This window comes from Actinomadura sp. 7K534 (genome assembly GCF_004348575.1).
Classification (GTDB): Bacteria; Actinomycetota; Actinomycetes; order Streptosporangiales; family Streptosporangiaceae; genus Spirillospora; species Spirillospora livida.
Window position 1 is genome coordinate 22,633 of sequence record NZ_SMKB01000026.1, and the last position, 21,828, is coordinate 44,460.

A 21,828-nucleotide genomic window follows, 5' to 3' on the forward strand; every position below is an offset into this window, starting at 1 on the left:
CGAGTTCGAAAATTCGTCATGCCTCTAAAGAGCTTCAATAGTTGGGGTTACCGATTGGTAGGTGGGTGTGGGCGAGGAGGGCGGTGAGCAGGGCGGGGCGGTGCTGGATGCGTTTCAGGCGGGTTTTGATCAGCCGTATGAGCCGGTCGATGGTGTGTTTGGCGAGGTTGGCCAGGGACCGTTTCAGGTGTGACCAAACGCCCTCGACGGGGTTGAGTTCGGGAGCATGGGGCGGCAGGTGGAAGACGGTCAGCCAGTCCCGGGCGGCCAGGTAGCGCCGCATCCGGGCCGACCGGTGGGTGTTGAGGTTGTCCCACACGAGGACGATCGGGCCGCCGAGTTGCTGGTGAGCGGCGTCCAGCAGGCGGATGTAGTCGCCTTCGTCGAACCCCTTCCTGTCATGTTTTCGGCCGCGGTAGGCGTGTGCCCGGTAGATCAGCCGGGGCTGTTCGCCGGGCTTGACGGCCAGGAGCGCGGCGAGGGAGACCCGGTGGGTGCCGCGGGCGGTGACGTGCACCACCGGTGCGCGGCCGCGTCGTCCCCAGGTGGTGCCTTTGGGCGGCCTCAGCCCCTGGCCGGCTTCGTCCTCGAAGCAGATCCAGGCGCCCAGGTCGCCCGCGGTGTTTCCACCGTCGACCACACCTGCTCCCGCCACCGGTCGATCTTCTCCTCGTCGCGCTCGGCGGCGCGGCGGGACGGCATCTGCACACTCCACCCGATCCGGTGCAGCAGCACATCCACACCGGCCGGGGTGTAGGAGACCGAGAACAGGTCCCAGATCACTTCGGCGATCCGCGCGAGCGTCCATCGCTGGTCCTGAGTCCAGCCGTGCGCGGCCGGGCCGAGTTCCAAGGCCTCCTGCAGGAGGATCACCTGGGCACTGGTCAGTCTGCACTTCGCGCCACCGGCTCCCTTGGACGCCAGCGCCGCCGTCCCGCCTGCCTGCCAGGCGCGCCGCCACCGGTTCACCGACATCCGCGACACCCGGAACCGACGCCCGATCTGCGCATCCGACAGCAAGCCCTGCTCGAACAGCCGGGCCGCTTCCAGCCGCAGCGCCTCCCGCCGTCCCCGCTCCGCAGCGGTCAACCCGCCGCCCTCGCCATACCGCATCCACCAGGAGTAACCCACCCACACCCGGCAGACCAGTAACCGGCAAGACGCAGTCGGTAACTCTAACTATTGAAGCTCTCTAGCAGTTCTACTCCGGTTGGCATGGTGGCGTAGGTCCTTCATCGCAGACTGATGTTTGCCAAGCCGTTAACGAAGGACCGATCTTGAGCAAATGGCCAGGTCACGCGGCTTTTAAGCACAGACGTTGGCTTTACCACGCCGACCGCACCCCTCGCCCAGAGCAGAGTCTTCGCAGGTCAGGGCGATTATGAGCAACCTATGAGCACTTCGTAAGCACGCTCGGGTGCCTACGAAGTGCTCATGAAGTGCACATGGCGTGGCGGATACCTGACGCCATCGATCCGTCACGACCTTCCGGGGGCGTCATGAGCAACCAGATCAACAGCAAGCGGCCGGTCCACCCGAACGCCGGCGAGCGCACCGGCAACGCGCTAGCCGTCGCCGAGCGTGCCTTCCAGCTGCTGACCACGGGCCCAAGACCGCTGGCGGTCGACGGACGTGCGGTCGGGCACGGCCTCCCCGCCCGTGCGATCGACCTCGGGGAGCTCCGCACGCTTCTGCTTGAGGCATCCGCGTCGGACGACTTGAAGGACGCCGCGTGGCGGGAGCTCGTCGGACGAGCAAGGACCGGCGACTCCGCCTGGGTGGTGGGCTGCGTAGGTGTGGCGATGCCGGGACTGAAGAACACGGCGGCCCGCGTGATCCGTTCCAGTCCGAGCCGGCTCATCGATGACATCGTGTCGGAGCTGCTGACGGAGTTCGTCGCACAGCTGCCGCGCATCGACATCGAGCGTCCGCACGTCGCCGCGCGGCTCATGCTGTGGGCGCGCAAGGGGGCGCTGCGGGCTCGTGGACGGGACGTCCGTCACCTGCCCTGCGACCCGTGGGAACTGCCCAGTCGCCCACCCGTCTCCGACACCGACCCGATCGCCTTGCTCTTGGACGCGGTGCGGCAGGAAGTCATCACCTCGGCCGGCGCCGAGCTGATCATCGCGACCCGGTTTAACGGCCTGTCCATCCAACGCATGGCCAGGGACATGGGCGTGCCAGCGAGCCGACTGTACAAGCGGCGGCAGGACGCGGAGGCCCGCCTCTTGGCTGCGATTCGAGGTGATCGAATCTCAGCCACCACGGGCCTGGAGGATTGAATTTCAAGCTTGCACCCGCAGCGAGGCTTCTTCGCTGCGGGTGCATTCTTTTGGGATCGCCTCAAGGGAATCAGGCCGTAGATGGCGGCGCTCCGAATCGGGCAAAAAGATCTATAAAGACATAAGTAGCCAATGCACATCCGATTAACCTTAGTGCGGCAAGTTCAGCGCCTGCGCCAAGCGCCGGTGACATACTGTTGCCCAGGCTCTTCAACGTCCGAGGAGAGGGGGTGTTCTGTGGTAGGCGGCGACACTACGCCGGAAAGGAGAGACGATGCCGTCGCGGTTCCGTCTCTCGCCCACAAGGTCGACTACCTGTTTCGCCGGATGCATCCAGATGGGCGCGGACCTTACTCTCTCCAGGAGGCCACAGGCGCGATCGAAGAGCTGACCGGAGAGAAGGTCTCGCACAATACGCTGTGGAAGCTGCGAACCGGAAAGCACGACAATCCCACCAAGCGTGTACTGGAAGCCCTGGCGACCTTCTTTGGTGTCCCGCCCTCCTATTTCTTTGACGACGAAGTATTCCGGGCTGTCGAAGAGCAGATTGAACTGCTGACTGTCTTGCGCGACACCGGGGTACGCAGCGCACACCTGCGCAACTTTCTACGACTATCGCCCGAGGCGCAGCAGATGGTCGGTGAACTGATCGAATCAACCGCTCGCTTGGAGCAACGAAGTAGGCAGAACGATGCTGATTCATCGCCGAGCAACTGAGTCGGTAATGACATGGATGCAGTCGGCAGCGAAATGTCCATTCGAGTCACCGAGCACGAGTGCCCGGCACGGAATCTGGAAGGTTGAGGATGCTAGGAGGGGAACTCCGACGGCGATGCCGCACCCGTATGGGGGCGTTGAGCATCCCCGACCCATGGAATTTTGAGGAGTTCTGCAAAAGCGTCGCAACCCATTCAGGCCGCGCATTGAGGGTGATACAGATCCCTACGATGCCGGAAGGATTGTGTGGCCTATACGTCTCTACCGCAGGTGCCGATTACATCTATATCCCGATGGGAACCACGGTGTTCCATCGTGAACATATTGCGATGCATGAGATCGGCCATCTGATCGCAGGTCACCAAGGCGGGGTGGGCGTAAGCGACCTGGCCGCGGACCTACTGCCCGATCTGAACCCAGCGCTGGTGCGTGCCGTGCTGGGACGTACCAGCTACACCAGCGAGCAAGAGCAAGAGGCCGAGTATTTCGCGACTCTGGTCGCCAAGCGCTCACGCCCTCGCCGGGCCGCCCATCGGGTCGCGACTGATCCGGCCGTCGCTGAAGTACTCGACAAGTTGGAGGGTGCGTGGGGGCGCTGTTCGATGTCCCGGGGTTCCAAGCCGGTCGAGGCGGCTGAAGCCATCGGGGCGCCAGCGAGTGGTAGGGGGAAGCACGGCCACTAGCCACATGGGCGAACGGACGACAAGCACATCCGGGGGTTGTCGTTGGTCAACATCTTCTTCTGGACGGTCGCCGCAGCGGCGTTCGCAGCGGCGGGAACCAAAGCACGTGGCCTTCGCGGCTCCTCTCCTCCGCCCGGACTGGGATCGACGTGCCTGCTGTTGGGGACCGTCGGCCTGGCGCTGGTGCTCATCTCGAGCGGCGCGCAGCAGGTGGAGAACGCGGTGTACCCCAATTTGGGCCGCCTGCTGTCCAACCTGTGCACGACGGTCGCCGCCTTCGCAGCGCTTGCGCACGTATTGTGCGTCACGCGTCCTCCCAGGGAGGCCCGGGTACGCATCCGCCGTTGGAGATTGGCGCTGTTAGTCGCGGTGACCGTCATGACCGGGCTGTTCGTGTCCAGCCGCCTTCCACCGGTCATCGACTTCGGCCACTTTTACCGCGACCGCCCAACACTTGTTGGTTACGTCCTGATCTACGTGGCGTTCTCGGGATGGGCACTGGTGGTCCTGGCGGTCACCGCCGTACGGTACGCGGGCCCGGCAGCGCGTCCCGAACTGAGGGCCGGGCTGCGGATTGTGAGCGTGGGATGCGCCCTCGGGGTCATCTACCTGGTTGAGAAGACAGCGGTGATGGTCACGCAAGCGCTGCGGCTACGTCCGCTGCTGCCGGAGCCAGCAGGGTTGTGTCCCAGCCCGCTACACCCACCAAGATGCTTGTTCTCGGTCGGTTTTCCTGCACTGGCGGTGCTGGCGATCACGATCGGCATGACCTTGCCCGCTTGGGGACCGGCCGCGGCGGCTCCTGTGCGGTGGCTGCAGTACAGGCGTACCTACCAGCGACTGAACCCCCTGTGGCTGGCGTTGACCACGGCTATGCCGCAGATCGTGCTGCCCAGGAACGGCCGGGATCGCTTCAGCTACCGCTACGGGGTCCACCGCCGGGTGATTGAGATCCGCGACGGGCTGCTGCTCCTTGGCCCCTATCGGGATGCCGGCGCAGGATCACAGGCCGCGGCCGCCACGTGTGGCGCCGCGCTCGACCCTCGTCAGGAAGCGGCAGTGCGAGAGGCGAACTCAGTCCGCATGGCTTTGACCGCCTACCAGTCCGGACGCCCGGGAGAGGGGCACACCTCCAACAACGACGCCACCGAGCGTGATCCTCAGAACGGTCACCAAGACAAGGAAACATGGAACGGCGGTACCGGCGACGACCTGGACAGCGAGGCCGACTGGCTGATGCGGGTGTCCTCGGCGTTCTCCATCTCGGCGAGCCCGGCTGGGAACCCCGCCAAGGACACGCGTCCTAGATGTCGATAACGCCCCGTACCGTCCGACCTTGATCGTGGAGCTCCTCGTGTTCGATGCCGACTTCCACCGCGACCCCTACCCGATCTATGACAAGCTGCGCGGCCACGGCCCGGTGCAGCAGGTGAAGGTCTCCTCCCGCGGGCATCACGTCTGGCTGATCACCGGATATGCGGAAGCCCGCGCCGCCCTGGCCGATCCACGGCTAAGCAAGGACACCTGCCGCTTCGGATATCTGTTCGGCGACCGCCGCGACATCGCTCCGCCACTGCGAGACACGATGCTGGCCACCGACCCCCCCGACCACACACGGCTACGCCGCCTGGCCGCCCAAGCGTTCACCGCCGCCACCGTGGACCGGCTTCGCCCTCGCATCCAGCAGATCACCGATCACCTGCTGGAGACGATCTCCCCAAGGGGCACCGCCGATCTGATCAACGAGTTCGCCGTACCGCTGCCGGTCACCGTCATCTGCGAGCTACTGGGCGTCCCCGAACGAGACCGTCCGCGGCTGCGGCAGTGGTCCAACGCCCTGTTCACCTCGGGTGATCCGGCCCTCCGCGACCAGGCTTCCCACCACATCGCCGATTACATGACACACCTGGTCACCGCCAAGTACCAATGCGCCGATCGCGACGTCTCCGTTCGAGACGGGGAGGACTTGCTCGACAGCCTGATAGCGGCCCGCCAGCGCGACGACCGCCTCAACCAGCAGGAGCTGGTGTCGTTGGCGGCGCTGCTGCTGGTCGCCGGGCACGAGACCACCACCAACCTGATCGGCAACGCCGTGCTCGCCCTTCTCCTCCACCCCGCCCAGCACGCCGCTGTGACCACCGCCCCTGACCGGCTTGCGCCGGCCATCGAGGAGTTCCTCCGCTACGACTCCCCTCTTGGGATCGCCACCGTCAGATTCACCACCCAGCCGGTCACTTACGGCCCGACCACGATCCCCGCCGAGCAGGTCGTCATGGTCAGCATCGGCGCCGCGAACCGCGATCCCGCCCAATATCCAAACCCCGCAGCCCTCGACCTCACACGCACCGGGGCCTCTCCGGGTCATCTGGCCTTCGGCCACGGTCCCCACTACTGCCTGGGGTCTGCGCTCGCTCGCACTGAAACCCATACGGCCTTGACCAGCCTGCTGCGCAGGCTCCCCGGTCTGCGCTTGGACACCACAGCCGAACAGCTCGACTGGCGTCCCAGCCGGATGATGCGCGGCCTACGCGCTCTCCCGGTTCGCTGGAACCCCACCAGCTGAAGCCAATCCGGGCGATCAGAGGCGGATCACCCCACGGCGCAAACCGGCACCAGGTGCTGACCCGCCGAAGCCGTCACTTCTATTCCGAGCCGGGACGCCACTTCGCCGGTCACACGGGTTTGACACACCGTGATTGACTCACTACTCTACGTGACGCCTCTTCACTTATAAGTGAAGAGGCGTCCTGGAGGCGACGACACCACGGGGGAGATACGCCAATGGACCAGTCCGCCCACTTGCGAAGCGACTCAGAAGAGCAAACCGCCAACGCCGGTCACATCGACACGCCGAGAACGCATGCCGGTCACCAACGCGGGGTCAGTTGGATCAGGAACGCCGAACCGTCCTCTGCCATGGCAACAGCACGCATCGCCAGATGCCGACTACGCGCCGACAACCAGTTCCGGCCGATCTGACCCGGGTCCCACTCACTCGGTACTGAGAAACCAGGTTCAGGTGGCTCCCGGGGACGCAAGGCACCAGTCCGAAGTCGGGTCCTTGGCTCCAAGGATTGCGAGCGGGGTCGGGACTCGGTGAACGGACGCGGCGCCCATGCGCGAGGAACACCCGCTTCAAGCCCGCGTCCCCGGGCAATCCCCTATCCACATTTCCATTCAATTCAATCCGTTATTCGCGCCGTGGATGACCATTCAGTACGTACGACAGCCCCGAGAAATGTGATCATTATGACTGCAACGCTGAGCGTACATGCCAAGACTCGCCACTACCCGGCCCAGCCGGCGATCGTCGGCATGGCCCGTGATCAAGTAATCACAACCCTACGTAGATGGCACCTTCCAGTATCACTGGACGACGCCGAATTAATCATCAGCGAATTGGCGACTAATGCCGTTCGGACGTCGAGGCCAACCGATCGGATCAGTATCCACCTGCGTCAGAAGGGCCTCGGGCTGCTGATCGGCGTCTGGGACGCCTCCGCATCGATGCCGACGGTCGCCACGATCGGTGACCTGACCCTGGACGAAATCGTTCCCGATCCTCAAGCCCTTGAGCACGAGGACGACCGAACGGGCGGTTGGGGCCTTCCACTGGTCCATGCGATTGCCGGGGCGCTCCAGGTGGAGCGGACCTTCTCACCGAAAGGCAAGTGGGTAATCGCGCTGCTCCCCGCCATATCCATTGGGGTGGAGGGTGACCGCCATGGTGCTGCCTGAGAGTTTGTCCAAGCTGGCATTCCGAGCAACAACGCCACAACACCGCGCCGCAGACTCAGCCAGACGACATACGCACCCGCGCGAATCTCACAACGATCAATCGCCTGCGGAGTTCGACTCAGCCGGGCACCAGCGGACACCAGCCAAGCTCACACCCCGCCATCGGCTATTGCTGGTAGTCGCCATGCTGGCGTTGGTGGGCTGCACCGACAAGGCAAGTACCTCTCCGCTGCCAGCAGCAGCCAGCTCACCTCGGACCTCCACCACGCCACAGTCCGACACCGAGGCGATCAAGCGCTCTTACATCGCGTTCATCAGAACCCTCGATCGCGCCGACTCATTGCCGGCGAGTAGCCGCCGGAAAAAACTCTCGATCTACATGACCGACCCTCAGCTATCCCAGGTGATGAACCGGATCCAAGAAATGAAGCGTGACAACGTCACCTCGTACGGAAGCGTGATCCCGCACGTACAGCGCATCGAAGTAAACGGCAATGACGCAACGCTCCACGACTGCCAGGACTCCAGCAACGCCGGGAACATGAACACACTCACCAGGAAGAAGATCGACCGCGGTCTCAACAAGGAGACCGTTACAGCCCAACTTCTGAAAGATTCAGACGGACGGTGGCGTGTCACAAAGACGGTCTCCCACGGTAAGGGGTGCTGACCATTGATCGTTGCAGTCGCACTCTTCCTGGGCGCGGCGGTGCCAATGACGGGCACAACCATGACGTCACTTCCCCAGGATCCGCTCCCACCGGTCAGCAATGGAAACATTCGCGGTTACTGGTTCGGAGCCAAGAAAGATGGAAAGCCTGGCGGTCCTACTGGGCAGTCAGGGAGACCTGCCGACGGAAGTTCCCCCGCAAAGGGGAATGAGGTGGATTCGATTGGCCCACACGACTGCAGGAGTGCGGGCGATGACGTTCAGGTTTGTCTTCCCACCGGCCCTGCGAAGAAGCGCTCTGGCAGGTCGCCCGCAGACCTGGCGATCATTAAATGGTCACAACTGCCGATTCCCGCTCCTCGTGTGCGTACGGCTCCGCCGCGACACAAGGCCGGCCTCGTGGGATTGCCCGAATGGTTCTGGGTGACGAACTGGCGATCGCTGAGCGGGCGGGCGTCGGCCGGCGAGGTGTGGGCAGAGGTGAACGCGGTCCCGCAGCGGCTGACGATCAAGCCCGGCGACGAACGGCACGTCGTCGGTTGCCCGGGGCCGGGCACGGCATATGACCCGTCCAAGCCTGCGGCCGCGCAGCGCACAAACTGCTCGTACACCTACGCACGGTCGTCGGCGACCCAACCGGGTGGCAGTTATCGGGTCCGGGTGACGGTGACGTGGGGCGGCACGTGGCGGGGCTCGGACGGATCCGGCGGTGCGCTGCCGCCATTGACGCGATCGACGACATTCCGCCTGCGGGTGACCGAGGCGCAGGGCCTGTACGGATGAGGAGTTCGATGAAGTCCAGCGGCGGTACCCGGCCAAGGCCGGCGGTTCCGAAGGTGACCGGTGGGCCGATGCCCGCGACGACAAAGCGGCTGGCGCGGCAGCGGCGCCCGGGATGGATCGTGGTCGGCGCGATGCTCGTGGCGTTCGCCGTCCTGGCGAATGTGCACCTGTTCCGTTCGGCTGGAGAACGAATGCCGGTAGTGCGGTTGGCGCGCGATGTTCCGGTCGGACAGAAGCTCGTCCAGGCCGACCTGGATGTGGTGCGGGTGGCGACGGAGTCCGAGGTGGCGACGGTCCCGCAGAGTCGACTGCGGGAGGTGGTCGGACTGCGGGCCGCGGTGGGGTTGCGGAAGGGCACGCTGCTCGCCTCCTCGCAGCTGGCAGCACACCAGAATCCACAGCCTGGACAGGCGTTGGTGACGGTGCCCTTGAAGACCAGCGCTGTGCCGCCGGGTCTCGCTCCCGGCTGGCGCGTCCGCGTGGTGTTCACCACTGGCGAGCCGGCCTCTGTCGGCGGCTCGGTGCAAGGCAGCGCCCGGCCGGGGCTGATGCGGGATGTAGCCGGGGTGGTGGACCAGGTGGAAGGCCCGGACACCGAAGGGACCGTGACGGTGTCGCTGATGGTGACTGAATCCGACAGCAGCACCGTGGCACAGCAGGCGGCGGCCGGATTGGTCGTGCTCGTGGTGACCGAAAGGCGAGGGTGAGCGCGATGGGCTTGTGCTGCCTGATCTCTCCCGGAGGAGCTCCGGGGGTTTCCACCACGGCGCTCGGAATGTCGTTGCTGTGGCCCGGACGCGTCCTGCTAGCCGAGTGCGACCCGATGGGACGCCGGGTGCTCCCGGGGTTCATGGCCGACCGGATGCGCGAATCAGCCGGTCCTGGCCTGCTCGGGCTGGGGATGGCGGCCGAGGCCGAACAGGACGCGCAGCTGCCGCTAAAGGACTACTTGGTGCCGATCGTGGACGACGGGCGCGTGGAACTGCTGCACGGTATCCGTGATCCCCAGCATGGGGCGCGGCTAGGGCCTCTCTGGCCTCGACTGGCCGAGGCATTGACGGCCTGGGATGGCGACGTGATCGCCGACCTGGGGCAGGTCGGCGGCAAGAGCACCCCTGTGGAACTGCTGAAGGCCGCGGATGCGGTGGTCATGGTTCTCAAACCCACCTTGGCGCAGGTCGATGCTGCCAAGCCTCGGTTGGAGGCAGTAAGGAGCGTGGTGAATGAACACGCAACGCTCGGGCTCTGCGTGATCAACGATGGCTCCTACAGCGCAGCTGAACTCAGACGCGTACTGGAGGTTCCAGTTCTGGCCGAGCTTCCGTCCTCACCCGCCGATGCCCAGGTCTTGTCGGACGGCGCGCGACCCCGGCTGACCTTCAGAACTTCACTCCTGGTGCGGTGCCTGAAGATCCTAGGACGACGGCTTCACTCGGCCGTCACGGACTCAGCAGCACCGCCTACCGCACCGGAAGACGAGGTAACGCGGTCAGCGTCCGTAGCGGCAGGGGCTCCCCAGTGACCGCGGCCGGCTGGAAGCCCGCTGAAGCAAGGACGTCGGCCCCGCTCTCGATTCCCGTCCAGCAAAGCGGCGAGGTGAACACGTGGGCGGCGATCCGTGAGGTGTCGGCGCGGCTCGTCGACGTTCTGGATGACGGGATCGACCGGCCGCAGGCCCGGCAGCTGATCGAGGCGCAAGTCCGGGTATGGGCGCACGAGCAGATGGCCGCTGGGCGGGTCACCTCCGCGTCCGAACAGCGGCGCGTGGCGCAGCAGGTGTTCGACCGGCGGTTCGGGCTGGGCGCACTGCAACCGTTCCTGGAGCGTTCCGATGTGGAGAACATCGTCGTCAACGGCTGCCGACAGACCTGGATCAGCTACACCGACGGTTCCAAAGAGCCGGGCCCGCCGGTCGCCGAGACCGACAAGGACCTGATCGAGTGGGTCCAACTCCTGGCGCGGCGCGGCAACACGGGGCGCGAGTTCTCCCACGCCTCCCCGCTGCTGGACGTCGCTCTCAACGACGGCGTGCGGCTGGCCGTCGTCGGATGGGTGTCGCGGCACCCGCACCTTGCGATCCGGGTGCACCGCTTGGTCGACATCACGTTGCGGCAGCTCACTGACCTCGGCACCCTCACACCGCCGCTTGAGCAGTTCCTCCGAGCCGCGATCGCCGCGCGCCGGAACATCATTGTGTGCGGCGAGGTCAACACCGGCAAGACCACGCTCGTGCGGGCCCTGGCCGGTGAGATCCCTCCCCAGGAGCGGGTCATCACCCTGGAAAGCGACTTCGAGCTGTTCCTGGACGACCCCCGCCTTGCACACCGGCACCACGACGTGGTCGCCCTCGAAGCACGTCAGGCCAACTCCGAGGGCACCGGTGAAGTGCGGTTGCAGGATCTGGTGCCGGCATGCCTGCGGCTGAACCCTGACCGGGTCATCGTCGGTGAGGCTCGGCACGGGGAGCTCGCACCGATGCTGGAAGTGATGTACTCGGGCGCGCGTGGCTCGATGTGCACCTTGCACGTTCATCGTCCCGAGCACGTCTTCAGCCGCGTCGTGCAGCTCGGCCGTCGCGCGGACCTCGGCCTGGGCGCCGACGACGTACATCTGATGTTCGGCCTGGCCGAGCCACTGATCGTCTACCTGGAACGCGATCAGGCCACCAACGATCGGTACGTATCCCAGGTGATGGAGATCGGTCCGCCTGCGGACTCCGCCGAACCGACCCGCAACTTCATCTTCACCCCTGGCCCCGACGGTCGCGCCATGCCGGAAGACGGGCACATCAGCCCCCGGCTGATGGAGGAACTCCATAAACACGGCTTCGACCCTGGAGTCCTGGCACCCGCGCCCGGAGACGGAGGTTGGGCATGACGGCTTTGTCGGCCGTATTCGCGGGCGTGTGCGCCGCCGGAGGCGTCGTCGTCCTGGTGGGCGGAATCCGGGGCGCCGAGATCGGTGAGTGGGACGGCCGCCCACCGTCCCGGCTGCGGAGCGTGGTGCGGTCACGGGCATGGCGGGAGCGCCGCAACCGGGTCCTCGGCGCGATCGGCGGCGGTCTGGCGGTGCTGTTGCTGTCCGGGTGGCCTGTGGCGGCGCTGGCGGTGGGGGCAGGGGCGTACGCGCTGCCACCGATGCTCACGGGGCGAGCGCCGCAGCGGCGCATCGCGCGGCTCGAGGCGCTTGCGCAGTGGTCCCGGCGGTTGGCGGAGATGATCGGCGCAAGCCGTGGCTTGGAGCAGGCCCTGGCCGACAGCGCCCGCGTCGCCCCCGCCGCGGTCAGCGAGTCCGTAGGCCGACTGGCCGGACGGCTGAACAACCACGCCAACACCGACCAGGCGCTACGGGCGTTCGCCGACGAGTTGGACGACCCGATCGGCGACCTGATTGCGTGCGCCCTGCTCCTGGCTGCCAGCCGCCGCGGCCCAGGCACTCGCGAGGCGTTGAGTTCGCTGTCCGACGCGGTCGAGCACGAGGTGATCGTCCGCCGGGAGGTCGAGGCCGAACGAGCCGGGCTGCGCACGACTTTGCTCGTGATCGTCACCTCGGTCGGGGTGCTGAGCGTGCTGTTCGCGTCATCACAGACTCTCGCCGACCCCTACAACACCCCTCTCGGGCAAACCGTGCTCGCCGTCGTCGCAGCCATCTATGCGGCCGGCCTGTGCTGGATGCATCGCCTCGCCGTCCTGTCGACCGGCGCCCGTTTCCTGCGCACCACCAGCTCGGTGGCCGGTGCCGAAGCGGGGGTAGGCCGGTGACCGCGATCGCCGTTCTCGCCGGGTGCATGCTCGCCGCCGGACTCATTCTGCTCGTCCGCGAGTTGTGGCCCGGACCGCCGCGTTTGGAAGCCGCGCTGGCTCGCATCCAGCCGGTGCCGTTCCCGTCAGCCGAGGTCCGTGACGATTCAGCGCCACTGGCAGAGCGAGTCGGGCGATGGCTGGCCGAACGGGTCGGGCGTCCAGTCGGGCTGCTCGCCATCCCACGCACGGATCTGGCCTTGCTTGGCCGACCGGTCGAGCGGTTCATGCTGGACAAGCTGGCTTTGTTCCTCGCAGGTCTCGCCGTGCCGTCGCTGCTGACCGTCCTCGTCGGAGTGGCTGGGAGTTCGCTGCCCTGGACGTTTCCGGTCCTAGCCGGGCTGGTGCTGGCGGCGGTGCTGTCCCTCGTCCCGGACTGGAACGTACGCGCCAAGGGCCGGCAGCGTCGCCGCGAGTTCCGTTACGCCTTCACCTCCTACCTGCAGCTGGTCGTCCTGGAGCGCCAGGCTGGTGCCGCTCTGAACGCCGCGCTGGAGAACCCCGCGAAGGTCACCGATGGCTGGCCGTTCCAACGCATCCACCAAGCGCTGTCCCGGGCGCGGCACGCTCAGCAGCAGCCCTGGCGCGCACTCGCCGACCTCGGTGCCGACATCGACGTCCGGGATTTGACCGACCTGGCCCATACGGCCGAGATCGCGGGAAGTGAGGGCGCCAAAATGCACGACGTCCTTGTCGCGAAGATCTCCTCGATGCGGCATGAGGCATCAGCCGCCGCACGCGCGGAGGCCAACGCGCGCACGACCGCGATGTGGGTGCCGACGTCCCTGCTCATGCTCGGTTTCGTCATCCTGATCGGCTTTCCGTTCTTCTCCAAGCTCCTGGCATCCGGCTAACGCACCACGAATTCGGGGAGTCATGAACACGCTTAACGCCGCAGCAACGCGCGCCATAACCGCCGTAATAAACCGCCTCGCAGACCTCGACTCGGACCGCGACCGAGGCTCGGGCGTGGTGGAGACGATCATCATCGTTGCCGGGTTCGCCGGGCTGGCCTTCACCGTCTACCTCGCGGTCGCCGGCAAGGTGAACGGCTGGATCAACAAGATCCCCGGTTCCACCGGCCCATGACGCGCCCACTCGCAGTTGGACAAGGGGACCGGGGCTCGACGACCGTCACCGCCGTGATCGTGTTCCCGGCTGTCGGAGTGCTTTTCCTGGTCCTGGCACAGACGGTGATGGTCTCGGTAGCCCGGGACGTAGCCCTGTCTGCGGCCGAGGAGGGGCTCCGTGTGGCGCGGGCCAGGGAGGGCGGAGCGGCCCAAGGCCGCTCCGCGGCGCTGGAGTTCGCACGCGCCGAGCCCATCCTGCGATCTCCGAGCGTCGCGCTGTCGGGGACGACGACCATCGCCGTCCAGGTGTCGGGGAGCGCGCCGTCGATCCTGCCCGGCCTTGATTTCGCCATCACCCGCACCGTCCGTGGCCCGCGCGAGCGGTTCACCGTGCCGGACCAGCCATGAGCGCGGACCGCAACTCGGCTTCTACCAACGATGCGGGCAATGCGGCAGTTGAGGTGGCCATACTCGCGCCGCTGTTCATCGCGTTCCTGGCAGGGCTTCTCGTGGTAATGCGCATACAGCACGGCAGTGCCATCGTCGCCCAGGCTGCTGCTGACGCCGCCCGGCACGCCTCGATCGCTCGCACCGCCACCCAAGCCCGCGCCGAGGCGACCTCCAGCGCGATGACCACACTGCGTGACCGAGGCTTGCACTGCACGCCGACGGTTCGCCTCGACCTATCCGGTTTCCAGCGTCCGGTCGGGCAGCCAGCAACGGTCTCCGCACGCGTTACGTGTGTCATCCAGCTCACCGATGTGGCGCTACCCGGCATGCCGGGATCACGGGTCGTCACCAAGGCTCACCGTTCACCGATCGACCCGTATCGAGGGCGATGATGCTCATGACGTCAGAGAAGGCGAGACCTACGAAGAGCCGCCGTCATTGTAAGGACGAGGGCAGCATCAGCATCTTCGCCGTCATTCTCACCCTGGTCGTGGTGGTGTTCTTCGGTGCCGTCGTCGACTTCGAGCAGAAGCTCGAAGCGCGCCAGGACGCCAACACCGCTGCCCAGGAAGCCGCCCGCGCCGGCGCCGGTCATGTCGATCTCGATCGTGCCTACGCCGACGGCGAGTTCACTGTCGACCGACGAGCTGGGCTCCGGGCCGCTCGCGCCTACCTAGAAGCCGGTGGCTACACCGGGACGGTGACCTCATCCGGTGCCCACTCCATCCGAGTCCACGTCACCATCACCCGGCCCGCTCTGTTCCTGTCCGTCATCGGCATCGAGCACCTGCGAGCTGATGGCACCGCCACTGCGAACCTGACAACAGGAGTGCGAGGACCTCGCCAGCCATGAATCGCTTCGCACACACTCGGACGGTCGACATCCTGCGGGGACTGGGTGCCCTGCTTGTATTCGCCATCCTCTTGAGCGGCGTCCCGATCGGCCTGTACGCCGTTGCCGGCTGGCCCATTCCGAGGGCCCTTCCGTCCGGTGAGCAGGTCATGGCTGCGTTGATGCGTCCCGACACCGACCAGCACCTGTTCTTGGTAGCCATCCGAACGCTCGGCTGGGCAGCCTGGGCATTGTTCGCCGCCTCCACCTGCGTCGAAACGCTCAGCCGCTTGGCGGGGAAGGTCACGCCGTACCCACCTCGTCCCGTCCTGCCTCTGCAGACCCTGGCCCGGAACCTTGTCGCTACCGCCACTCTCGCTTTCGGAGTCACCGCACCCCTGACCGCGCCCGCCTCTGCCGCCGTCCACGTCACCACGGACGCCCACTCGCATACGTCTGAGCAGCCATTGTCCGGTCACAACACATCACCCACTGAGAGCACGGAGTGGGAACCGTTGCTCGGTGACAGGACCTCGAAACCGAAGCCGCAAGGTTGGCAAACGCGCATCGTCCACCGAGGCGACACCCTGTGGAGCCTGGCCCGCCGCGCTTACGGCTCCGGGCGCCTCTACCCCAAGATATTCAAGGCCAGCCGCGATCTCGCCCAGCCCAAAGGGCTTCCGCGCATCACCGATCCTGATGAGCTCCGCCCGGGTCAGCGTGTACGGCTTCCCCGTCCGCGGAAGACCTCCGCGTCGCCCTCGCCTGCTCGGGAAAGTCCGCCCGGCGCCGGACGGCACTCGGCACCTGCCGAGCAGGAAACCGGTGAACAGCAGAAAGCTCCACGGCCGGGGCGGGCCGCACCGTCACGAATACCGGACCCGGTCGTGGCGCCGCCACGAACTCCGCCGCCCACCAGTGCGCCATCGTCGCCCCAACAGACGGTGGACGAGGTTCATCCCGCGGCGAGCTTCACCCTGCCCTCTGGTTCCTATATCGGTCTCGGCCTGGCCTCCGCGCTCAGCGTCGCTGTCGCCGCCACCCGACTGCACCGACGCCGACGACGTCTTATCGGCGAACCGTCCGCGCAAGGCACCGAAGCCACCGAGCCGATGCCAGCCGCCGCAGTGGTCAGAGCCCGCAAGAAGCACCTCGACAGCTCATACGTCAACGCCGGCTCACCCCCTCCATCTGACGTCGAGCTCGTCGCTCAAGGCAACGCCGCAGCGGCACCTGACCACGTCAGCATCGGTACGCGCGACGGGGCCCTCATCGCTCTGCCAGTGGCCGGGCTAAGCCTCGGCCTATCGGGCGACGGGTTCCAAGCAGCTGCACGGGCCATCGCCACAGAGTTCCTCGCCAGAGCCGGCCGCGACCGCGCCGAACTGCTCATCCCTCAGCCGGACGCCGAAACGCTGTTCTCCGTCGACACGCCCACCGACGTCCCGGGCTTGACCGTCACACCGAACTTGGGGACGGCCATCACCCATCTCGAAGCCGAGGTTCTCCGCCGAGCTCGCCTTCTGAACGCTTCCGACCAGGCCGACCTCCCTGCGCTACGCACCGCCGATCCCGCGGAGCCGCTTCCCAGCGTCCTGCTGGTCGCGTCCGTCCCCGAACAAGCCAACGCGACCGTGCAAGCCATCACCCAACTCGGAAACAGGCACGGAATCGGCGCCCTACTCCTCGACATCTCCTCAGCTCGAACGAGTCTGCGCCTTGAGGACGTCGTCGTCACACACGCGGAAGGAGTCCATGCCGAGAACCTCACCGGGGCGAACCTGTTCCACCTGACCGCCGAGGACGCCGCCGGGATGCTTCTCACGCTACGCAGCGCCACCGGCGCGGCCGCTCCCTCCGATGGTGCTCACACGCCAGGAGCACCGGTGAATGCCGAACCCGCACCGGAAGGCACGCACGTCGGTCCCACTCTCGCTTCACCGCCCCGCCTGACCCTTCGCAACGAACCGGCCCCCATCCGCCTGCAGCTCCTGGGACCAGTCCGTCTCCACACCACCGACGGCCCCATCCACAGCGGACTCCGCCGCAGCGCGCGGGACCTGCTCGCCTACCTCGCGTTGCATCCCAGCGGGATCACACGCGATCAAGGCTGCGGCGCCCTTTGGCCCGACCACGACCCCGAAATCACGACCACGTTGTTCAACACCGCTATCGCCAACATACGAAAGGTTCTGCGCAAGACCACCAGCCTCCGCGAACCCATGTACATCATCCACGGCGCCGGCCGCTACAGCATCGATCCGAACTTTATCGACGTCGATCTATGGCACCTCAACACCGCTCTCACCAACGCTCGGAAGGCTCCCACCGATCCCGAACGAATCGCTGCGCTCAGCCCCATCCCCGATCTCTACACCGCCGAATTCGCCAGCGACCTCCACCATGAATGGGCCGACAACCACCGTGAGTACTTGCACCGCACCGTCATCGACGCCCTCGCCCGGCTAGCCCGGCTCCTCCAAGCCGACCACCCTGACCAAGCCCTTGCCATTCTCGAAGACGCCATCACCCACGCCCCGTACGCCGAGCCCCTCTACCGGTCGGTCATGCAACTCCAGAGCCGACTCGGCCATCCAGACGCCGTCCAACGCACATTCGGGCTGCTCACCGCGCGCCTCGCCGACCTCGACACCGAACCCGACGACCAGACCCACCAGCTATTGGCGAATTTGCTTACCTCTTCAGAGGACAAGCGCAGCGGCATCATCCGCAAGATCTGAGGGGCTTGGAGCCGCGCGCAATCGCGGCCGGTTGGCGGGCGCCGCCCGGTCGTCAGCGAGGACAAGCGCGCTGCTGGTTTCCTCCGCAGCCGGGCGTGTGAGTCCATCCGCACCATCGCCGCCGAAGTCGAGGTCTCCTTTGATGCCGTCCACAAATCTGACCGAGGTCCGGCCAGAGGCCCCGCAATGCCGGCCGTCCCGCCAATCCATAACCTGACCGTCACTGCGACCTGGGCTTCATCGAACGGCGGGTCTTGTGTATCCCGAGGCGCCTGCCCTGGTCGGTTCGGCCACGTTGCTACAAGCGCCGGTTTAGCGGCATTGCACGACTGGTCAGGGCTGGGTGGCCGGGAAGGCAAGGTCGAGTCGTGCCAGGCGGCGGGTCATGAGGCTGGGCAGGTGCCGGGTGGTCGAGGTCGCGTGAAAGGAGCCCTGGCCGAGGAGGGCCTTGACGGCCAGGATGGCTTCGAGGCGGGCGAGATGGGCGCCAATGCAGAAATGAATGCCACGCCCGAAGGCGGTGTGGGATCGGATCGCGGGCCGGTGCAGATCCAGGGCGGCGGGGTCGGAGTAGGCGGCGGGGTCGCGGTTAGCCGCACCCCACAGCAGCATCAGGCGGGTGCCTGCGGGCAGGTGGACGCCGCCGAGGATGGTGGCGCGAGTGGTGACGCGGAAGTGGCCGCGGAACGGGCTTTCCAGCCGGAGGGTCTCCTCGACGAATGCCTCGATCTGGTCAGGGTAGTCGCGTAGTCGGTCGGCCAGGGCCGGGTCGTTGGCGAGGGCGTGCGCGGTAGCGCCGATGAGGCTGGTGGTGGACTCGCTGCCCGCGGTGACCAGTTGCGCCGCCATGGCGACCCGCTCGGGTTGGGTCAGGGTCTCATCGGCGGCGAGGGCGTCCAGCAGGCCGCCGCGCGGCCGCGCGGCGGCCGCGGTGATCCGCTGGTCCATGTACTCCATGAGATCGAGGATCTCGACGGCGAGCTGCATGGTGCGGTCGGTGTCGGCCAGGCCGCCCAGCAGCTCGATCGCGGCGTCGGACCAGGCGGTGATCTGGGCGGCGTCATCCTCGGGGAGCCCGAGAATCCGGCTGATCACCAGGACCGGGACGGGCCCGGCGACCTGCGCCATCCAGTCCCCGCCGCCGGCGGTGGCCAGCGCGGTGACGCGGGGCGCCAGCAACTCCTGGATCCGGCCGGTCAGCTCCGCGACGTTCCGCTTGCCGAAGGTGGGGGCGACTGCGCCGCGCTGAGGAGTGTGGGCGGGCGGGTCGGCAGTGGCCAGCACGTCGACCGCGGCGCCGCCCATGTCCATCAGCCGCGGGCCGTCCGCGCCGCCGGCAGTCAGCAACCCGGCCAGATTGCTGGAGAAGGTCGCCGGGTCGTCCAGGGCTTGGAGGACCTGCTCGTGGCGGACCACCAGGTGCAGGCCGAGCTCGGGCAGCAGGTGCACCGGGCCGCGCTCGCGCAGCCGTTCGTACACCGGATAGGGATCGGCCAGCGCTTCGGTTGAGAACAGGTCCTCGTTGATCATCGGTGCGTTCATATAACACGTTATAGTTCACGTTATCGTTGGAGAGGAAGGCCTGATCCCCGTTGGAGACCCCGCTCCCGGCCGTCGAGCGCGGCCGTTCCGCCATCAGCCTCACCCGGCCGTTGAAGGAGGCCGAACGGGTGCGGCGCGAGCGGATCCTGACCGCAGCCCGGGACCTGGCCCGCGAGGGCGGCCCGGAGGCCACCACGATCCGGGCGGTCGCCGAGCGCGCCGGCACCACACCCGTCACCGTCTACCGCTACTTCCCCTCCAAGGACCATCTGCTGCTGCGCCTGATGATCGACTGGTCGGTCCGGGTCATCGCCGACCTGACCGCCCGCGACTACGCCGGGACCGACACCGACCGCGTCGCCGCCGGATTTGCCGACATCATCGGCTGGGCCGCCGACGACAGACTCCTGCTCACCGCGGGGATGAGCGCGATCGGCTCACCTGATCTCAGCGGCGACGGCCTGAGCGTGTGGCGGGAGCTGTTCACTGGCCTGGTGCGCGCCATCCTCACCGATCCGGCCTGGACCGACACCGAGGGCAAGGCCCTCACCCTGGGCCACGTCCTGCTGGCCTGCCTGCTCGACCTGACCACCAGCCGCGCCACGGCCGCCCAGACCGGCAAGCACATCACCACCGCAGCCCGCCTCATCTTCCGCTGACCAGCCCAGCTGCCCGCTGCTGGGGCCCCGCGTCTGATCGCAACCGCTACGAACGTACTCCGATCGCTGGTGCCCATGCGCTGTCGATCCTGACCTACGCCGTTCGATTTGCTACTCAAGCCCCGCCGCCGGACGTAGGCTCCGCACCCGCGACTCTGCATCGGGCCGCTCGCGGTTCACGGTTCTCCCTCGTTGCCAAGCCGCTCAATGACTGCTGTGTTGATCGGTTCGGTGACCAGGGTCGCGGGGCGAGGTTGCAGTCCGGCGCGGCGGTCGCGAGTGGCCTGGGCTGCGGTGGGGCGACGTTTGATCAGGTGGGCTGCGCCGGGTGTGGTCAGCAACGCCCAAGAGGCCAGGACGGTTGAGGTCAGCGCCAGCAGGTACGCGTCCTCCTGCAGTTCGGCGGGCGTGTCGGTGTCCGAGTGTGCGTTCAGGGCGGTGTCGGGATCCGCGTCCGGCCGAAGGGTAAGGGTCGTGGCGACCTCGGGGTAACCGAGCGGGCCGAACTCCTCAAGGACGAGCTTGGCCTTCTGGCGCGTAATGCCGAACTGGGTGATGTCGTTGCGGACAGTAAGGCGGTGGTCGGGCCACCAGGCCAGCCATATCCCTTGCGGGATGGGTCCCCAGTGGCAGGCGATCAGCGGTATACCGACGCTGTCGTAGCCGATACCGCTGGCCCAGCGAAGGAGGCCGGTCCGGGCGGGTGGAGTGGCGACTGGTGTCCATGCCCGATGGGCACCCGGGGCGACGCCGTTGTGGGTGTAGTCGACCATGGCGGCGCCGAGGGTTACGGCGGCGGTGGTGGCCGCCTCGTCGAGGCCGTACAAGTGGGCGTGGGTGAATCGTGCGGCTTCCTCGGCGGCCAGGGCTTCGGGCTGCCGCCGGGCGGGGAGCGCGGCGACGGTCGGCGGCACGACGGCGAGTTGTCCGCCGGACTGCTGGACTCGGGTCCAGAGCGTCGTGGCGTGGCGGACGAGGAAGCGGTGGGTCGCGCGGCGTAGGTAGAACAGGTGCTCGATGCGAGCTATCGGGCTGGGGGAAGCGAACGGGTCGACGTCCAGCGAGTCCATCGGGGTCACGATGTGGGCCCTTCGGTCTCTCCGAACGTGATCTCGGCCCAGACCGGTCGGTGGTCGGAGAGGTGGTCGCCGCCGGTCTCGACGCCGTATTCGGTGATCCACGCGGCGGGCACGTTGGTATGGATCCGGTCGCACCTGAACGCGAGGGAGTCTTCGCGGTGGTGGCCCACGGTGGGGGTCGGGTCGTCCAGCAGCGCCCCCACGTCCAGCAGCGCTGCCGCCGCAAGTGCCTGGGCGGGCCGGGTGTCGAGCTTGCCGGCCTTGGCCGGGTCGATCCCCGATACGTCCAGGTCGTCGGTCAGGGAGATGGCGTTGCAGTCGGCCACATAGATCGCATCCTGCTTGCGGTGGACGGTGATCATTTCGGCCTCGGCCAACCGCGCCGTTGGGGAGCTGGGGGCCGAGTGGCCGACCAGGAACTGCACTGGCCGGGGATGCCCCTTGATCCGGAGGGTGACGTTGGCGAGGCCGTGGACGAACGGCGGGCCGGTGAGGTGCGTGACGTCATCGACGGTGAGGTGGTCGCCGACACGGACGAAGGCGGCCAGGTCGCAGCCGTAGAAGTTCGACGGGCCCAGGAACTTCCAGCCCATCCCGAGTTCGTCGGCCACGGCTTCGGCGATGCCGGTCGATCGCGCACCCCAGGTGGCCTCCTGAAGCCCGAGCAGGTCGCAGTCGAGCCGCTTGAGCAGGGCAAGCTGCTGCTGGAGGCGGGCATCGTCGTCGCCTGGACTGCCCAGGCCACCTTCGAGCAAGTTGTATGTGCCCACGCGGAGCGTCAC

Annotated in this window: 24 protein-coding genes; 19 read left to right on the forward strand and 5 right to left on the reverse strand. The window is 66.9% G+C overall.

The window, feature by feature from the left end:
* Positions 1-34: 34 nt before the first annotated feature.
* A complete protein-coding gene (locus E1266_RS08280; RefSeq protein WP_243718291.1) occupies positions 35-640 on the reverse strand; it encodes a transposase in 606 nt (201 codons plus the stop codon).
* Complete coding sequence (locus E1266_RS08285; RefSeq protein ID WP_132045444.1) at positions 565-1,113, reverse strand: winged helix-turn-helix domain-containing protein; 549 nt, start codon at positions 1,111-1,113, stop codon at positions 565-567. The genes E1266_RS08280 and E1266_RS08285 overlap by 76 nt, the downstream gene beginning before the upstream one ends.
* 386 nt (positions 1,114-1,499) lie before the next feature.
* Between E1266_RS08285 and E1266_RS08290 the strand changes: the two genes are divergently transcribed.
* The 18 genes from E1266_RS08290 to E1266_RS08375 all read left to right on the forward strand — a co-directional run bounded on the left by E1266_RS08290 (position 1,500) and on the right by E1266_RS08375 (position 17,766).
* The gene (locus E1266_RS08290) at positions 1,500-2,282 is read left to right on the forward strand and encodes a sigma-70 family RNA polymerase sigma factor (protein ID WP_132045446.1); all 783 of its coding nucleotides are present in this window, start codon (positions 1,500-1,502) and stop codon (positions 2,280-2,282) included.
* A 237-nt stretch (positions 2,283-2,519) separates the two neighbouring features.
* Positions 2,520-2,999, forward strand: a complete 480-nt coding sequence (locus tag E1266_RS08295; RefSeq protein WP_207945497.1) for a helix-turn-helix domain-containing protein — start codon at positions 2,520-2,522, stop codon at positions 2,997-2,999.
* 137 nt (positions 3,000-3,136) lie between these two features.
* A complete protein-coding gene (locus E1266_RS08300) occupies positions 3,137-3,682 on the forward strand; it encodes a hypothetical protein (protein WP_132045448.1) in 546 nt (181 codons plus the stop codon).
* A gap of 42 nt (positions 3,683-3,724) precedes the next feature.
* A complete protein-coding gene (locus E1266_RS08305; protein WP_132045450.1) occupies positions 3,725-4,999 on the forward strand; it encodes an MAB_1171c family putative transporter in 1,275 nt (424 codons plus the stop codon).
* 25 nt (positions 5,000-5,024) lie between these two features.
* Entirely contained in the window at positions 5,025-6,245 is a 1,221-nt protein-coding gene (locus tag E1266_RS08310; RefSeq protein WP_243718294.1) for a cytochrome P450, read from the forward strand.
* Between the two features lie 686 nt (positions 6,246-6,931).
* Positions 6,932-7,420, forward strand: a complete 489-nt coding sequence (locus E1266_RS08315) for an ATP-binding protein (RefSeq protein WP_132045452.1) — start codon at positions 6,932-6,934, stop codon at positions 7,418-7,420.
* Positions 7,407-8,090, forward strand: coding sequence for a hypothetical protein (locus E1266_RS08320; RefSeq protein WP_132045453.1), 684 nt, complete (start codon positions 7,407-7,409; stop codon positions 8,088-8,090). The genes E1266_RS08315 and E1266_RS08320 overlap by 14 nt, the downstream gene beginning before the upstream one ends.
* A gap of 423 nt (positions 8,091-8,513) precedes the next feature.
* Positions 8,514-8,873, forward strand: coding sequence for a hypothetical protein (locus E1266_RS08325; protein ID WP_132045455.1), 360 nt, complete (start codon positions 8,514-8,516; stop codon positions 8,871-8,873).
* Positions 8,874-8,881: 8 nt separating this feature from the next.
* A complete protein-coding gene (locus tag E1266_RS08330; RefSeq protein ID WP_165965983.1) occupies positions 8,882-9,580 on the forward strand; it encodes an SAF domain-containing protein in 699 nt (232 codons plus the stop codon).
* A 143-nt stretch (positions 9,581-9,723) separates the two neighbouring features.
* On the forward strand, positions 9,724-10,395 hold the full coding sequence (locus tag E1266_RS08335) for a hypothetical protein (protein WP_132045459.1): 672 nt from the start codon (positions 9,724-9,726) through the stop codon (positions 10,393-10,395).
* Positions 10,392-11,750 (forward strand): ATPase, T2SS/T4P/T4SS family, encoded by a 1,359-nt coding sequence (locus E1266_RS08340; RefSeq protein ID WP_132045461.1) that lies wholly within the window; start codon positions 10,392-10,394, stop codon positions 11,748-11,750. Before E1266_RS08335 ends, E1266_RS08340 begins: the two co-directional genes overlap by 4 nt.
* A complete protein-coding gene (locus tag E1266_RS08345) occupies positions 11,747-12,634 on the forward strand; it encodes a type II secretion system F family protein (RefSeq protein ID WP_132045463.1) in 888 nt (295 codons plus the stop codon). Before E1266_RS08340 ends, E1266_RS08345 begins: the two co-directional genes overlap by 4 nt.
* Positions 12,631-13,527: a type II secretion system F family protein gene (locus E1266_RS08350; protein WP_132045465.1), complete on the forward strand. Its 897-nt coding sequence runs from the start codon at positions 12,631-12,633 to the stop codon at positions 13,525-13,527. Before E1266_RS08345 ends, E1266_RS08350 begins: the two co-directional genes overlap by 4 nt.
* 22 nt (positions 13,528-13,549) lie before the next feature.
* Positions 13,550-13,762: a hypothetical protein gene (locus E1266_RS08355; protein WP_132045467.1), complete on the forward strand. Its 213-nt coding sequence runs from the start codon at positions 13,550-13,552 to the stop codon at positions 13,760-13,762.
* A 161-nt stretch (positions 13,763-13,923) separates the two neighbouring features.
* A complete protein-coding gene (locus tag E1266_RS08360; protein WP_132045469.1) occupies positions 13,924-14,151 on the forward strand; it encodes a hypothetical protein in 228 nt (75 codons plus the stop codon).
* Entirely contained in the window at positions 14,148-14,585 is a 438-nt protein-coding gene (locus tag E1266_RS08365) for a TadE/TadG family type IV pilus assembly protein (protein ID WP_132045471.1), read from the forward strand. Before E1266_RS08360 ends, E1266_RS08365 begins: the two co-directional genes overlap by 4 nt.
* A 5-nt stretch (positions 14,586-14,590) precedes the next feature.
* Complete coding sequence (locus tag E1266_RS08370; protein ID WP_165965984.1) at positions 14,591-15,046, forward strand: pilus assembly protein TadG-related protein; 456 nt, start codon at positions 14,591-14,593, stop codon at positions 15,044-15,046.
* Positions 15,043-17,766 carry a BTAD domain-containing putative transcriptional regulator gene (locus E1266_RS08375; RefSeq protein WP_132045475.1) on the forward strand — a complete coding sequence of 908 codons (2,724 nt, stop codon included), beginning with the start codon at positions 15,043-15,045 and terminating at the stop codon, positions 17,764-17,766. The genes E1266_RS08370 and E1266_RS08375 overlap by 4 nt, the downstream gene beginning before the upstream one ends.
* Before the next feature lie 333 nt (positions 17,767-18,099).
* On the opposite strand, the gene E1266_RS08380 is transcribed toward E1266_RS08375, so the two are convergent.
* On the reverse strand, positions 18,100-19,308 hold the full coding sequence (locus tag E1266_RS08380) for a cytochrome P450 (protein WP_132045477.1): 1,209 nt from the start codon (positions 19,306-19,308) through the stop codon (positions 18,100-18,102).
* A gap of 50 nt (positions 19,309-19,358) precedes the next feature.
* On the opposite strand from E1266_RS08380, the gene E1266_RS08385 reads away from it, so the two are divergent.
* Entirely contained in the window at positions 19,359-19,967 is a 609-nt protein-coding gene (locus E1266_RS08385) for a TetR/AcrR family transcriptional regulator (protein ID WP_132045479.1), read from the forward strand.
* Positions 19,968-20,143: 176 nt separating this feature from the next.
* Here E1266_RS08385 and E1266_RS08390 read toward each other — a convergent pair whose 3' ends face one another.
* Positions 20,144-21,037, reverse strand: coding sequence for a hypothetical protein (locus tag E1266_RS08390; RefSeq protein WP_132045481.1), 894 nt, complete (start codon positions 21,035-21,037; stop codon positions 20,144-20,146).
* Between the two features lie 5 nt (positions 21,038-21,042).
* Positions 21,043-21,828: an endonuclease/exonuclease/phosphatase family protein gene (locus E1266_RS08395; protein ID WP_165965985.1), complete on the reverse strand. Its 786-nt coding sequence runs from the start codon at positions 21,826-21,828 to the stop codon at positions 21,043-21,045.